Below are 13,721 nucleotides of genomic sequence, written 5' to 3'. Positions count from 1 at the left end.
GGAGAGAGCCGCCGATAGCCTGCGGGCATGGTGAGCATGAGCACGGCAACCGATGCGGAACTGGCCGTCAGGGCAGCACGGGCGGGCGCGGAGGTGGTCCGCGACATGTACGGGACCTCGCTGTCCCGCGTGGAGAAGTCCGGCGGTGACTTCGCGACGGCCGCGGACCTCGCGGCGGAGAAGGCCGTCCTCGACGTGCTGCGGACCGCCCGCCCCGAAGACGCCGTGACCGGCGAGGAGAGCGGACACAGCGGTGCGGTGGGCGCGGAGCGCAGGTGGCTGGTCGATCCGCTGTGCGGCACGCTGAACTACGCCGTGCAGAACATGCTGGTCGCGGTGAACGTCGCCCTGCGGGTGGGGTCCGGCGTCACGGCGGCCGCATCCGCCGACCCGTTCGGCGGCGAGGTGTTCTGGACCGACGGTACGCACGCCCGCGTCCACAAGGACGGCTCGGACGAGGAGTTGTCGCCCTCGCCCGGCTCCCGGCTGGTCGACGTCAACCTCGACCCACCGTTCCCCAACGCACCGGACTTCAGGGCGGTGCACCTCCTGGCCGCCCCGGGGTTCGCCGAGCGGTTCAGGCCGCGCGTCGTCTCCACCACGCTGGCCGTGGCCTGGGTCGCCGCCGGTCGCAGGGCCGCGTACGTCACCGACGGGGACCTGCGCGACAGCGTGCACTTCGCCGCCGGGATCGCGCTGTGCGAAGCCGCCGGCTGCGTGGTGACCGACCTCCACGGCCGGCCGCCGTACACCGGAGCGGGCGGCCTGATCGCGGCAGCCGACCGGCAGACGCACGAGGCGCTCCTGGACATGGTGAGAAGCCAGGCACCGGCCGCCCGGTGACGGCCGCCACCCCGCTCGGCTCATCCGCGAGGAAGGCGTCCCTGATGCCGGTCGTCCTCGTGCTGCTCCTCGCCGGCACCTGGCTGCTCTCCGGGGCACTCGTCACCGGCACCGAGCCGCTGATCGTGGCGGTGGGCCGGACCGCCGTGTGCTGTCTGGTCCTGACCGCCGTCGCCGCCTCGTCCGTGAGCGGCCGGGCCGATCTGCGCCGGGCCGCGGCGCGGCCGGGAACCGTGTGGCTGCTGGGACTGCTCGGCTTCGCCGGGTACGCGGCCGGCACGCTCCTGGCCATCCCGCGCATCGGCACCTCGCTCACCAACCTCGTGGTCGCCCTGATGCCGTGCGCCTCGGTCGCGGTCGGGGCCCTGTTCTTCGGCGAGCGGTCGGGGCCGCGCCGGGCCGCGGGCGCGCTCCTGGCCTGCGCGGCGGCCGCCGGGTACGCGGCACTGGGGGCGGACGCGGGGGACCTGGACGGGGTGGGGCTCCTGCTGGTGGCAGCCGCGACGATCGCCTTCGCGGTGTACGGGTTCCTTTACCGGGCGCGGCTGCCGGGACTGCCGCCACTCGCCGTGCTGCCGGTGCTCCTCGCGGCAGCCACCTGTCTGCTGCTCCCGATGTCCCTGCCCGCGCTGATCGCGCATCCCCCGACTCCGGCAGCGACGGGCGGCATCGTGCTGCTGGGAGCGGCGGTCTACGCCCCCGCCTACCTCGTGCAGCACCGGCTGATCCTGCTCCGCGGCCCGGTCTTCACCGCCGCCGTGCAACTGGCCGTCCCCTTCACGGTCCGCCTCGGCGACTGGGCCCTGGGCACCGCCCCGGCTCCCTCGGCCGCCGAACTCCTGCTCCTGACGGTGTGCTGCGGAGGCATCGCTCTCGTCGCCATGCGAAGGGAGCGTGTGTCCGGTGCGCCGCTCGCACGGTCGTGGGACGCCGAGGGAAGCGGCGCGCTGCCGCACGACCGCCGGTCTGCGCCCCACCGGACAGGCTTCAGGAGGAGGGACCCGCGATGACCGCCGCTTCGAGGCGGACGGTCCGGTACGGACAGCGAAACGGCGGCACCCCTGGAGGGCGCCGCCGTTTCGCTGTCGTGGTCCGTCCGTCAGACCCCCGCAGGTTCCTTCGCGGGGGTACCGGGACCGCCGGCCGTGGCCGGGCCGGTGGCCGCGATCGTGGAGGCGGCCGGTTCCTGGGAGACGTTGAACTCCGCCAGCAGGTCCTTGCTGAAGCCGAAGAAGTACGTCGCGACGAAGCCCGCCAGGTAGCCGACGAGCAGGCCGCCCGCGTAGATCGCGATCGTCGAGCCCAGGCCGTGGTTGCCGTCAAGCAGCGGGAACAGGGCCCAGCCGGACGGGCCGATCGCGGTGGAGCCCACCGCGTCGCCGAGCTGGTTGAAGAAGCCGACGAACGCGCCGCCGAACGCACCGCCCACACACGCCGTGATGAACGGGCGGCCCAGCGGCAGCGAGACGCCGTAGATCAGCGGCTCGCCGACGCCCAGGAAGCCCGCGGGCAGGGCGGACTTGATCGTCCGGCGGATCGACTCGTTGCGCGGGAGGCGGAAGAAGACCGCGATGGCCGCACCGACCTGGCCGGCACCGGCCATGGCGAGGATCGGAAGCAGGACCGTGTAGCCCTGCTGCTCGATCAGCGTGGTGTGGATCGGGATCAGCGCCTGGTGCAGGCCCAGCATGACCAGCGGGAGGAAGAAGCCGCCGAGGACGAGACCCGCGCCCGCGCCGCCGTTGGACAGCAGCCAGTCGGCGAACGTGCCGATCGCGGTGGAGACCTCACCGGCCACGTACATCAGGCCGAAGATCGTCACCATTCCGGAGATCAGGACCGTCAGCGTCGGGGTGACCAGGACGTCCAGCGCCTCCGGGACCCAGCGACGGCACCACTTCTCCACGTACACGGCGAGCACCGCCGCGCCCAGGGCGCCGAGGACACCGCCCTGGCCGGGGGAGAGCTTCTGGCCGAACGCCTCGATGTTCGCGACGCCCGGGAAGACGATGATGGCCGCGACCGCACCGCCGAGGATCGGCGTGCCGCCGAACTCCTTCGCCGTGTTGAAGCCGACGAAGACCGCGATCAGTGCCATGAAGCCCGACGCCATCGCAGCCAGGGCCGGGGTGACGGACGTCAGCCAGCCGAGGTTGACCAGCAGGCCGTTGAGGCCCGCGATGATGCCGCAGCCGATCAGGGCCGGGATCAGCGGCACGAAGATGTTGGCGATCCGGCGCAGGAACAGCTTGAACGGCGTGGCGTTCTTCGCCTTCCGGGCCGCCTTCATCTCGGCGCCCTGCGCGGCCAGTTCCTCCGCGGTGAGCGGGGTGGCGGCAGGATCGGGTGCCGGGGCCGGGGCGGACGCCGGGGCCGCGGCCTTCTCCTCCTCGACGAGCTTCTCGAACTCGGGGGTGACGCGGGCGACCGTGCCGGGACCGAGAACGATCTGGTACGTGTCGTCGTCGACCACGCCCATGACGGCGGGCACGGCCTTCAGTGCCTCGTCCTGGACGAGCGAACGGTCATGCAGACCCAGCCGGAGCCGGGTCATGCAGTGGGCGATGGAGCTGACGTTCGCGGCGCCACCGACGAGCGGAAGGATCGCGGCGGCAGTGGCGCGGTTCTTGTCTTCTGTAGCCATGGTGCGTGGTGCCTTGCTGTGCGGGGGAGCGGAGGTGGAGCGAGGGGTCAGGTGGTGCGGGGGGCGGCGGCGAGCGCGGCGCGGAGATGACCGTCCGACGCCGACAGCAGCGTGGCGGCGGTGGGACCGTCGACCTGGCCGAGGATGGTGAGGATGGCGTTCTTCACCTCGCCGTCGGTCGCGGCCAGCGCGGCCTCGATCTCGGCGTCCGAGGCGCCGGTGGCCAGCGAGACGATCCGCCGGGAACGGGCGCGGAGCTTCTCGTTGGAGGCGCGGACGTCGACCATGAGGTTTCCGTACGTCTTGCCGAGCCGGATCATCGTGATCGTCGAGAGCATGTTGAGGACGAGCTTCTGGGCCGTGCCCGCCTTGAGCCGGGTGGAGCCGGTGAGCAGCTCGGGGCCGACGACGACCTCCAGGGGGTGCTCGGCGGCGGCGCCCAGCGCGGAGTCCGCGTTGCAGGACAGGCCCAGGGTCAGGGCGCCCTTGGCACGGGCGTGCTCGACGGCCCCGATCGCGTACGGCGTGCGGCCGGAGGCGGAGATGCCGACCACGGTGTCCTCGGCGGTGAGGCCCAGTGCGTCGAGGTCGGTGGCGGCCAGCTCCTTGCTGTCCTCCGCGCCCTCGACGGCGGTGACCATCGCGGACGGGCCGCCCGCGATCAGACCGATCACGTCGGCCGGGTCGGTGTTGAAGGTGGGCGGGCACTCGCTGGCGTCCAGCACGCCGAGCCGGCCCGCGGTGCCCGCGCCCGCGTAGATCAGCCGGCCGCCGCGGGCCATACGGGCCGCGGTGGCGTCGATCGCGGCGGAGATCTCGGGCAGCCGCTCGGCGACGGCGGCCGGGACGGTCCGGTCCTCGCCGTTCATGATCCGGGCGATCTCGGAGGTGGCCAGCTGATCGATCTCGGCGAGCTCGGGGCGGAAGGCCTCGGTGGTGAGGGTGGCGAGCTGGGCGCGCAGTTCGCCGTATCCGTCGGGAGTGGTGGCGTCGGCGTCGGTGAGGGAGGTCATGGAGAGCGGCTCTGCTTTCTTGAACTCGTACGGTTCTGCGGGTGCGGGTGCGGGTGCGGGTGCGGGTGCGGGTGCGTGCCGCTGGTCAGCGGGTGCGGGTGCGGGGGTTGTGGCGGTGGGCCAGCGCCTCGTAGGAGGCGGCAAGGGCCGGGGCCGCCGTCTCGTACGTACGCTGCGCGACTCCTATGAACAGGCAGTCGACGACCAGGAGCTGGCTCGTACGGCTCGACATGGCGGCCGGGCGCAGCTCGCTCTCGCGGGCCGTGGACGTGGTCAGCACGTGGTCGGCGTACTGCGTGACCGGGCCGTCGGGGCGGCCCGTGATCGCGATCGTCGTCGCGCCGCGGTCGAAGGCGACGCGCAGCGGCTCGATGACGTCTCCCGTCGAACCGGAGTGGGTGATCGCGATGGCCACGTCACCGGAGCGCAGCTGCACGGCGTTGGTCACCGCGAGGTGCGGGTCCATGTGGGAGTGCGCGATCAGGCCGATACGGGCCAGCTTCTGGGCCAGGTCCTGGCCGACGAGCGAGGAGGCGCCCACGCCGTAGATGTCGATCCGGCGGGCGGTGGCGGCAGCGGCCACGGCGGCACCGAGCTGCACGGTGTCGAGCCCGGCAGCGGTGTCGGCGAGGGTCTGCTGCTCGTCGTAGGCCAGCTTCGCGACCACGTCGGCGATCGGGTCGTCCACCGCTATGTCCGCGGTGACGGCGGGCGCCCGGCCGGACTGCTGGTGGGCGGCGAGACCGGCCAGCGCGAGGCGCAGGTCGCGGTACCCGGGGTAGCCGAGGAGGCGGGCGGTGCGGACCACGGTCGCCTCGCTGGTGCCGGTGAGCTCGGCGAGACCGGTGACCGTGAGGGCAGCGCAGCCGGCCGGGTCGCCGGCGACGGCCTCGGCGACCCGCTGCATGGAGCGGGTCATGGACGGAGCGAGTGTCCGCACCTTGGCAGCGAGGGCTGCCGGGGCGGGCGGCGAATCAGCGCTGAAACTTTCCTTCAGGTCATTGGTCACCTTTGAAAGATATTTTCAACCCTCGTGTCCGTCAACCCCCCTTTGGTCCCGACCTCTGGCAGGACGGCAGGGTGACGCGGGACGACCGCAGGACGACAGCTGGACGACCGCAGCACGAGGGCGCGACGGCGCGCGACGGACGTGCGGTGCGCAGGTGGACAATGGCTGCATGGAGCTGAACCCCCTGGAGCAGGCGCTGCACACTGCCCGCGCACTGGTCATGGCCGATCTCGCCGCCGGAGACGTCGCCGAGGCGCAGATCGTCTCGCTGGTCGAGGACGCGGTGACGCACCGGCGGTGGTGGGTGGAGCAGTGGCCGGACGGAGTGGACTTCGTCGTCGGTCTCGTCGCCCAGGACGTACAGGACGCGCTGCTGGAGCAGTACGGCCGCTGGCCGCTCTGCCCGGTCTGCGACGCGGGCGATCCGCATGCGCTCGACGTCGAGCCGGAGCTCGGCCCGGACCCGCACTGGGTCTGCACGAAGGCGACGGTCGCCGTGGCACCGGTCGGTGCGCTGGGCGGGACAGTGCGGCCGTGACCGTCTACATCGACCCGCCGGACTGGCCGGGGCACGGGCGGTTCTGGTCGCACCTGGTCAGCGACGTGTCCTTCGACGAACTGCACGCCTTCGCGGCGTCCATCGGCTGCCCGGCCCGCGCTTTCGAGCGCGACCACTACGACGTGCCCGAAGCGCGTTACGAGGACGCGGTACGGGCCGGGGCCCGGCAGATCGGCTCCAAGGAACTGGTCCGCAGGATCACCGACGCGGGCCTGCGCCGCCCCAAGGGCCGGCCCGCGCCGGGCTGAGCGCCCGGCGGCCCCTCAGCCGGCCGACGAGGGCGCGCACGCCGGCGCAGCTTCCTGCGCGCTCTCCCGCGACACCGCGGCCGGGGCGCCCGCCACCAGCAGGGACGAGGCGTTACGGCTGCGCTGCAGCCGCAACGAGAGGATCACCGTCACCAGCGCCAGCACGGTCATCGCCGCCCCCGCCCACGCGGTGGCCTCGAAACCGAAGTCCATGTCGATCACCGTGCCGCCCAGCCAGGGGCCGCCGGTGTTGCCCAGGTTGAACGCGGCGGTGGTCGTCGCGCCAGCCAGCGTCGGGGCGGCACCCGCGACGTTGAACATGCGGGCGTTCAGCGCCGGAGCCGTATAGAACGCGGACAGGCCCAGCAGGAACGAGAGCACGATCACGGCGGCCTGGTTCGACGCGAACAGCGCCAGTGCCGCCAGGAACACCGTCGACGCGGCGATACCGCTCAGCAGCACCCCGAAGAGGTGCGCGTCCGCGACCCGGCCGCCGATCGTCGTACCGACCAGCGCGCCGATCCCGAACAGGGCGAGCACGGTCGGCACCCAGCCCGAGTCCAGACCGGCGACGTCCGTCAGCAGCGGCGCCAGATAGCTGAACGCGCAGAACACCCCGCCCGCCGCCAGCGCGGTCAGCACGATGGAGAGCCACACCTGCCGGTCGCGGTAGATCCCCAGCTCCCGCTTGAGCTGCGGCTTCTCGTCCGGGAGCGGGATGCGGGGGATCATCGTCGACACCCCGACCAGTGCCACGGCGGAGGCCGCCCCGACCGCCCAGAACGCCGAACGCCAGCCCAGGTTCTCGCCGAGGAAGGCGCCCAGCGGCACCCCCAGCACGTTCGCGATGGACAGCCCGCCGATCATCACGGCCATCGCGCGGGCCCGGGAGTTCACCGGCACCATCGCGATGGCGACGGCAGCTCCGACCGCCCAGAACCCGGCGCACGCGAACGCGCTGACCACCCGGGACGCGAAGAGCACCTCGTATGTCGGCGCGAGCGCACCCGCGACCTGGCCGAGGCCGAAGACGGAGATCAGCGCGATGAGCGTGGTGCGGCGCGGCAGCCGCAGCGTGGCCACGGCGAGCAGCGGGGCACCGACCACCATGCCGATCGCGAACGCGGATATGAGGAGCCCGGCACGTGGGATCGACACGTTCATGTCATCGGCGATGGGTGGCAGCAGCCCGGAGAGCATGAACTCGCTCGTGCCGAGGGCGAAGACCGAGAGGCCGAGGATGTATACGGCCAGGGGCATACGGGAGCGGCGAGTGGCAGAGTCGGGCATGACAGGTGCCAACAGCGAAGACGTCCGTGACATTCCCCGGACCCGCCCGGTCCGGTTCGGTCCCGGCCAAGGCTCCCGCCTCGGCCAAGGCTCCCGCCCCGGCAGCGGCGCCCACCCCGGCCGCTCAGAGGGCGAGCAGCTCCAGCTCCGTGCTCAGGTTGTGCCGGGCCCGCGCTTCCCACTCCGCCGCCCCGTACGGGGTACGGAACAGCCGCGGCAGCTCCAGAAGCTGCCGCAGCACCGCCGCCCGGCCCTCCCGGAACGCTTCGGCGGGGACGAAGTCGTACTCCTCGCGCACCCGGGCCGCGTACTCCGCGTACTCCTTGGGCGGTGCCGCGAGGATCGCGAGATCCGCGTCGCACAGGACCTCGCCGTTGCTGTCGCCGTCGGCCGGGTCGTGCGAGACCGTGAGCCGGACCAGGCGGGCGACCTCGGCGGTGGTCGCCGCCGGCACTCCCGCCTCGGGCAGGGCGCGCTCGGCGAGGACGGCGCTGCGCTCCTCGTTCTCGGAGCGGTCGGGCCGGTAGACCGCGTCGTGGAACCAGGCGGCCAGCCGGACCGCGTCCGCGTCCGCGGCATGGCCGGCGAGCGTGTCGATGCGGTCGAGGACCGCCGTCAGATGGGCGGTGGTGTGGTAGCGACGCCGGGGCTCGGCCCAGCGCGCCAGGAGGTTGTCCGCGTACGGCAGCGGGTCGGGGCCGTCGCCGCCGCCCCGGACCGCGACGAGGCAGTCGCGCCAGCGACCGCGGAGTGCCTCGTCCTCACCGCTGCGGGGGGCCTGCGCCATGTCGTCCATGGAGCGAGATTAGAGCGTTCGGCCGCCGACGGGCCCCGGCCCGGTTCGGCAAAGGCCAAGTCCGTTGGCAGTCAAGATGGTTGGCTGGGTACATGGCTGACGAACGTGATCCCGAGCTGCCCGGTCTCCTCCTGCGCACCGAGCGGGACGCCCTGCTCCCGCTGCTGCGGTCCGCCGCGGACGGCGACTTCGAACTGCGTACCGCGTGCCCCGGCTGGACGGTGCGGGACGTGCTCGCGCACTGCGGGTCCGTGCTGAGCCGGGTGGTGGAGAGCCGGTTCGGGCCGGATGTGTTCGGCCCCGAGAGCAACGAACGGGACATCGCCGAGCGCGCGGACTGGACACACACCCAGGTGGTGGACGAGCTGGAGCGGGGGATGACCGGCGCCGGTCCGGTCATCGCCGCGGCGGGCGGGGTGCTGGACGCGGTGGCGCTGGGGGAGTGGGTGCATGCGGGGGACGTGCGCGCGGCATGGGGGATTCCCGACGCGTACGAGGGCCCCGGGCTGCCGCACGCCCTGGGCCTGCTCGTCCCGCGCGCCCTGCGCCGTAAGGTGCCGCAGCTTGTCGCGGAGCTCACGGACAGCGGACAGAAGGTGGTCATCGGCGCCGAGCAGGAGGGCCGGTCCCCCGGACGGTACCGGGGCGACGGGGCGACCCTGATCCGGCTGTGCTCGGGCCGGCCGCTCGTGGGGACACGGTACGAGCTGGAGGGTGTCCGGGAGCACGAGCTCTCCCTCTTCGACTGAGAGCCGCGACCGAGAGCGGTGACTGAGAGCCGTGACGGGGAGGCCGTGGCTGGGAGGCGGTCCGGACGCCGGGACGCAGAGGGACGGCGCAGGGACGCCGGGACGCCGGGGCCCTTCGGTCGGGACGGGCGCTACGGTGCGCCCGTGACGAATATGACGAACCTGCCCGGCAGGACGGACGGGCCGGACCCGCTGGGCGGGCCGGTCGTGGTGATGGACCTCAACGCGGACCTGGGCGAGGGCTTCGGGCGCTGGACGCTCACCGACGACGAGGCGCTCCTCGCCTGTGTGACCAGTGCCAATGTGGCGTGCGGCTTCCACGCGGGGGACGCCTCGGTGATGCGTCGGGTCTGCGACTCGGCGGCCGCCCTGGGCGTACGGATCGGCGCCCAGGTCTCGTACCGCGACCTGGCGGGCTTCGGACGTCGCGCCATGGATGTGCCGGCCGCCGAGCTGGCCGCCGAAGTCGCTTACCAGATCGGTGCGTTGCGGGTGTTCGCGGAGGCTGCCGGATCCCGTGTCTCGTACGTCAAACCGCACGGCGCCCTCTACAACCGCACCGTCCGGGACGACGAGCAGGCCGCCGCCGTGATCGAGGGCGTCCGGCTGGCGGGCGGAGGCCTTGCCGTTCTCGGGCTGCCCGGCTCCCGGCTCCTCGTACGGGCAGGCCAGGCCGGTCTGACCGCCGTCGAGGAGGCCTTCGCCGACCGCGCCTACACCCCGCAGGGCACCCTCGTGCCGCGCGGGGAGCCGGGCGCGGTGGTGCACGAAGCGGACGAGGTCGTACGCCGCAGCGTGGGCTTCGCGGTGGACCGGTGCGTGACCGGGGCCGACGGCGGCCGGATACCCGTCGCCGCCCGCTCCCTGTGCGTCCACGGCGACACCCCGGGTGCCGCCGCGCTCGCCCGGCGGGTCCGGGCCGCGCTGGAAGAGGCGGGCGTCGCGGTGCGGGCGTTCGCATGAGTGCCGCGCGCCGCACCGGCCCGCCGCTCGTCGTGCTGCCCGCCGGGCCACGGGCGCTGCTGGTCGAGCTGGACGGCCGGGAGGACACGGAGGCGTTCCACGCGGAGGTCCTGCGGCGCCGCGTGGCGGGCGGACTTCCGGACGTGCGCGACATCGTGCCCGGCGAGCGGACGGTGCTGCTCGACGGCATCGCGCGGGGTGCGGCCGCGCTCGCCCGCGAGCTGCGGACCTGGCACATACCGCCGCCGCTCCGCGACACGGCCGCCGCGGTGGAGATCCCCGTCGTCTACGACGGACCGGATCTGGCCGATGTGGCCGAGGCATGGGGAGTGGCCGTCGGCGAGGTGCCCCGCCTGCACGTCGGAACCGAATTCCGGGTCGCCTTCTGCGGGTTCGCCCCGGGCTTCGGCTATCTGACCGGACTCCCGGACCACCTTCACCTGCCGCGCAGGGCGACGCCGCGCACCCGGGTCCCGGCGGGCGCGGTCGCGCTGGCCGGCCCCTACACCGGGGTGTACCCGCGTCCGTCCCCCGGCGGCTGGCAGCTCATCGGCCGGATGCCGGACCCCGGCCCGCTGTGGGACCCGCACCGCGAACCGGCCGCGCTGCTGGAGCCGGGTACGCGGGTGCGGTTTGTGGAGGCGGCGCAGTGACGGGGGCCGTCGAGGTCGTGCGCGCCGGGGCCCTGACCACGGTGCAGGACGAGGGCCGTGCCGGACTCGCGCACCTGGGGGTCGGACGGGCGGGCGCCCTCGACGCGCCCGCCGCCGCGCTCGCCAACCGGCTGGCCGGCAACCCCGTGACCGCGGCGGTGCTGGAGACGACCGCCACCGGTTGCGCCGTACGCCCGGACCGTGCGGTGCGTGTGGTCGTCGGCGGTGCGCCGTGCCGGGTGACGGTGGACGGGCGGCCGGTGGCGTGGGGTGCCCCGGTGCACGTGCCGGCGGGGGCGGTGCTGGACGTGGGGACCGCCGTGCACGGGCTGCGCAGCTACCTGGCGTTCGCGGGTGGCGTGGCGCCGGAGCCGGTGCTCGGCAGCAGATCCGCCGACCTGCTCTCCGGGCTGGGCCCGGCGCCCCTGCGCGACGGGGACGTGCTGCCGCTGGGGCCGCCCCCGCCGTCCGGTGCACCGCCCGTCGACGCGGTGCCGTGGCCGGGCGCACCCGCCGTGCTCGTGCTCCCGGTGCACCTCGGCCCCCGCCACACGTGGTTCACGCCCGCCGCTCTGCGTACGCTCACCACCGCGGCGTACCGCGTCTCCGCGCAGAGCAACCGCATCGGCCTGCGCACCGAGGGCCCGGCGCTGGAGCGTTCCCGTACGGGTGAACTTCCCAGCGAGGGAATGGTGCTCGGCGCGGTCCAGGTGCCCCCGGACGGCTGCCCGGTGGTGTTCCTCAACGACCATCCGACGACGGGCGGTTACCCGGTGGTGGGCGTGGTCCCCGAACCGGCGCTGGCGGGGGCGGCCCAGGCGGCCGCGGGGACAGTGGTGCGGTTCGTGCACGCCGGGAGGTGAACTCCGGGAGGCGACCCCGGGAAGTGAGCTCCGGGAAGTGACGCCCGGGAGGTGAGCTTGCGGAAGTGAGCTCCGGGAAGTGACGCCCGGGAGGTGAGCTTGCGGAAGTGGGCTCCGTGAAGTGACTCCGGGCGCGGTGATATTCGCACGACACGGTCTGGTGTCTCTGGAACGCTCGGCACGCGGGTCCGCGCCCGCGTACGAGGCGTCCGAGCGACTGGATGGGTGAGCGATGGCTTTCGCGTTGGAAGGGCCGGTTCTGGAGGGCGGGCGCGTGCGCCTGGAGCCGCTGGAGCACCGTCATGCCGGGGGGTTGCTCAGGGCGGCCGAGGAGGACCGGAGCTCGTACCGGTTCACGTGGGTGCCAGGCCCCGGTGAGGTCGACGGATACATCGACGCCCAGCTCGCCCGTGCCGCCGGCGGGATGCTGTGCCCGTACGTCCAGGTGGACCGGGCGTCCGGCCGCGTGGTCGGGGCCACGGCCTACTGGGAGCCCCGGCACTGGCTGGACGAGAACACGCTGAGTGCGATCGAGGTCGGCTTCACCTGGCTCGCCGCCTCCGCCCAGGGCTCGGGGATCAACGCGGAGTCCAAGTACCTGCTGTTCCGGCACGCGTTCGAGGTGTGGGGGGTGGCGCGCGTCGACCTGAAGACGGATGCCCGCAACAGCCGCTCCCGCGCCGCGATCGAAGCGGTGGGCGCGAGCTTCGAGGGCGTGCTGCGGAACTGGTCCCGGTCGTGGGCCCCCGGTGAGGACGGGCTCCTGCGGGACTCCGCGATCTTCTCGATCACGGCGGACGAGTGGCCGGCCCGCAGGGCGCGGCTCGAAGAGCGCATCGCACGCGGCAGCGGGCGGCCGGAGGCCCGGCTTCCTGTCGGAAGCTGAGTCCGGCCGCCCGCGGGGAGAGCGGGGGCCCCGACCTGATCCACCGGGCCGGGCCGCGCCTTTTGGCCTGACCCACCGGGCAGGGCCGGGGCCTTTGGCCTGACCCACCGGGCAGGGCCGGGGCCTTTGGCCTGACCCACCGGGCAGGGCCGGGACTTGCGGCCCGATCCGCCGGCCGGGTGGGGGCTCCTGGCCTGATCCGCCGTTCAGGGCCCGGCGCCCTGCCCTGGATCACCGGGCAGGGCGGAGGCGCAGGGCCTGGCCCGGCCTGGCTCGCGGTCAGGCGCCCTACGCCTGCGCCCGGAACCCCCGCAGCCGCAGCGAGTTGCCGACCACGAACACCGACGAGAACGCCATCGCCGCCCCCGCGATCATCGGGTTCAGCAGGCCCATCGCAGCCAGGGGCAGCGCCGCCACGTTGTAGGCGAAGGCCCAGAACAGGTTCGTACGGATGGTGCCGAGCGTCCTGCGCGACAGCCGGATCGCGTCCGCGGCGGCCCGCAGGTCCCCGCGCACCAGGGTCAGGTCGCCGGCCTCGATCGCCGCGTCCGTGCCCGTGCCCATCGCGAGGCCCAGGTCGGCCTGGGCGAGGGCGGCCGCGTCGTTCACGCCGTCTCCGACCATCGCGACCGAACGGCCCTCGCCCTGAAGGCGCTTGACGACGTCGACCTTGTCCTGCGGCATGACCTCCGCGTACACCTCGTCGATGCCGACCTCCGCCGCGACCGCCTCCGCCACGGCCCGGTTGTCGCCGGTCAGCAGGATCGGCTTCAGGCCGAGCGCGCGCAGCCGCCTGATCGCCTCCGCGCTGGTGTCCTTGACCGCGTCGGCGACCTCCAGGACCGCGCGCGCCTCGCCGTCCCAGGCGACGGTGATCGCGGTGCGGCCGGCGGCCTCCGCCTCGGCCTTGCGGCGGGCCAGCTCCACGGGCAGACGGATCTCCCACTCGCCGAGCAACTGCTCACGGCCGACGAGGACGGCGTGGCCTTCGACGATGCCCTGGACGCCGAGGCCGGGGATGTTGGCGAAGTCCTCGGGGGTGGGGAGGGGCGCTCCGGTGTGTTCGGCGGCTCCGGTGGCGACGGCCTGGGCGATGGGGTGTTCGGAGGAGTGTTCCAGGGCGCCGGCGAGTCGCAGGACGTCGGTCTCGGTGACGCCGTCGGCGGTGTGGACGGTCTGGAGGGTCATCCTGCCGGTGGTGACGG

Annotated in this window: 15 protein-coding genes; 9 read left to right on the top strand and 6 right to left on the bottom strand. The window is 73.7% G+C overall.

Features of this window, described 5'->3' with window-relative positions; genetic code table 11:
- Positions 1-27: 27 nt before the first annotated feature.
- Positions 28-843, top strand: a complete 816-nt coding sequence (locus tag ABT025_RS16275) for an inositol monophosphatase family protein (RefSeq protein WP_350994393.1) — start codon at positions 28-30, stop codon at positions 841-843.
- A 44-nt stretch (positions 844-887) separates the two neighbouring features.
- Positions 888-1,853, top strand: a complete 966-nt coding sequence (locus ABT025_RS16270; RefSeq protein ID WP_350994391.1) for a DMT family transporter — start codon at positions 888-890, stop codon at positions 1,851-1,853.
- 89 nt (positions 1,854-1,942) lie between these two features.
- Here ABT025_RS16270 and ABT025_RS16265 read toward each other — a convergent pair whose 3' ends face one another.
- From ABT025_RS16265 to ABT025_RS16255, 3 genes are all read right to left on the bottom strand, one after another.
- Positions 1,943-3,487, bottom strand: coding sequence for a PTS transporter subunit EIIC (locus ABT025_RS16265; RefSeq protein WP_350994389.1), 1,545 nt, complete (start codon positions 3,485-3,487; stop codon positions 1,943-1,945).
- 47 nt (positions 3,488-3,534) lie between these two features.
- Positions 3,535-4,500 (bottom strand): N-acetylmuramic acid 6-phosphate etherase, encoded by a 966-nt coding sequence (murQ, locus tag ABT025_RS16260; protein ID WP_350994387.1) that lies wholly within the window; start codon positions 4,498-4,500, stop codon positions 3,535-3,537.
- 85 nt (positions 4,501-4,585) lie between these two features.
- A complete protein-coding gene (locus ABT025_RS16255; protein ID WP_350994385.1) occupies positions 4,586-5,509 on the bottom strand; it encodes a MurR/RpiR family transcriptional regulator in 924 nt (307 codons plus the stop codon).
- 169 nt (positions 5,510-5,678) lie between these two features.
- Between ABT025_RS16255 and ABT025_RS16250 the strand changes: the two genes are divergently transcribed.
- Both ABT025_RS16250 and ABT025_RS16245 read left to right on the top strand, forming a co-directional pair.
- Complete coding sequence (locus ABT025_RS16250; RefSeq protein WP_350994383.1) at positions 5,679-6,047, top strand: DUF8819 family protein; 369 nt, start codon at positions 5,679-5,681, stop codon at positions 6,045-6,047.
- Entirely contained in the window at positions 6,044-6,316 is a 273-nt protein-coding gene (locus tag ABT025_RS16245; protein WP_350994381.1) for a DUF4031 domain-containing protein, read from the top strand. The genes ABT025_RS16250 and ABT025_RS16245 overlap by 4 nt, the downstream gene beginning before the upstream one ends.
- Before the next feature lie 15 nt (positions 6,317-6,331).
- Here ABT025_RS16245 and ABT025_RS16240 read toward each other — a convergent pair whose 3' ends face one another.
- Together ABT025_RS16240 and ABT025_RS16235 are read right to left on the bottom strand one after the other, a co-directional pair.
- Positions 6,332-7,576, bottom strand: a complete 1,245-nt coding sequence (locus ABT025_RS16240; protein WP_350994539.1) for a Cmx/CmrA family chloramphenicol efflux MFS transporter — start codon at positions 7,574-7,576, stop codon at positions 6,332-6,334.
- Positions 7,577-7,730: 154 nt separating this feature from the next.
- Complete coding sequence (locus ABT025_RS16235) at positions 7,731-8,402, bottom strand: HD domain-containing protein (protein WP_350994379.1); 672 nt, start codon at positions 8,400-8,402, stop codon at positions 7,731-7,733.
- A 92-nt stretch (positions 8,403-8,494) separates the two neighbouring features.
- Between ABT025_RS16235 and ABT025_RS16230 the strand changes: the two genes are divergently transcribed.
- From ABT025_RS16230 to ABT025_RS16210, 5 genes are all read left to right on the top strand, one after another.
- Positions 8,495-9,151, top strand: a complete 657-nt coding sequence (locus tag ABT025_RS16230) for a maleylpyruvate isomerase family mycothiol-dependent enzyme (protein ID WP_350994377.1) — start codon at positions 8,495-8,497, stop codon at positions 9,149-9,151.
- Between the two features lie 213 nt (positions 9,152-9,364).
- Positions 9,365-10,114 carry a LamB/YcsF family protein gene (locus tag ABT025_RS16225; protein WP_350994537.1) on the top strand — a complete coding sequence of 250 codons (750 nt, stop codon included), beginning with the start codon at positions 9,365-9,367 and terminating at the stop codon, positions 10,112-10,114.
- Entirely contained in the window at positions 10,111-10,767 is a 657-nt protein-coding gene (locus ABT025_RS16220; protein WP_350994375.1) for a 5-oxoprolinase subunit B family protein, read from the top strand. Before ABT025_RS16225 ends, ABT025_RS16220 begins: the two co-directional genes overlap by 4 nt.
- Positions 10,764-11,630, top strand: a complete 867-nt coding sequence (locus tag ABT025_RS16215; RefSeq protein ID WP_350994373.1) for a 5-oxoprolinase subunit C family protein — start codon at positions 10,764-10,766, stop codon at positions 11,628-11,630. Before ABT025_RS16220 ends, ABT025_RS16215 begins: the two co-directional genes overlap by 4 nt.
- Before the next feature lie 232 nt (positions 11,631-11,862).
- Positions 11,863-12,516, top strand: coding sequence for a GNAT family N-acetyltransferase (locus ABT025_RS16210; RefSeq protein ID WP_350994371.1), 654 nt, complete (start codon positions 11,863-11,865; stop codon positions 12,514-12,516).
- 288 nt (positions 12,517-12,804) lie between these two features.
- Here ABT025_RS16210 and ABT025_RS16205 read toward each other — a convergent pair.
- The coding region (locus tag ABT025_RS16205; protein WP_350994370.1) for a heavy metal translocating P-type ATPase at positions 12,805-13,721 on the bottom strand (917 nt) is incomplete at its 5' end.

This window comes from Streptomyces sp. NPDC002809 (genome assembly GCF_040295435.1).
Classification (GTDB): Bacteria; Actinomycetota; Actinomycetes; order Streptomycetales; family Streptomycetaceae; genus Streptomyces.
Note: the sequence above shows the minus strand (reverse complement) of the source record. Positions and strands in the feature narration are given on the sequence as shown.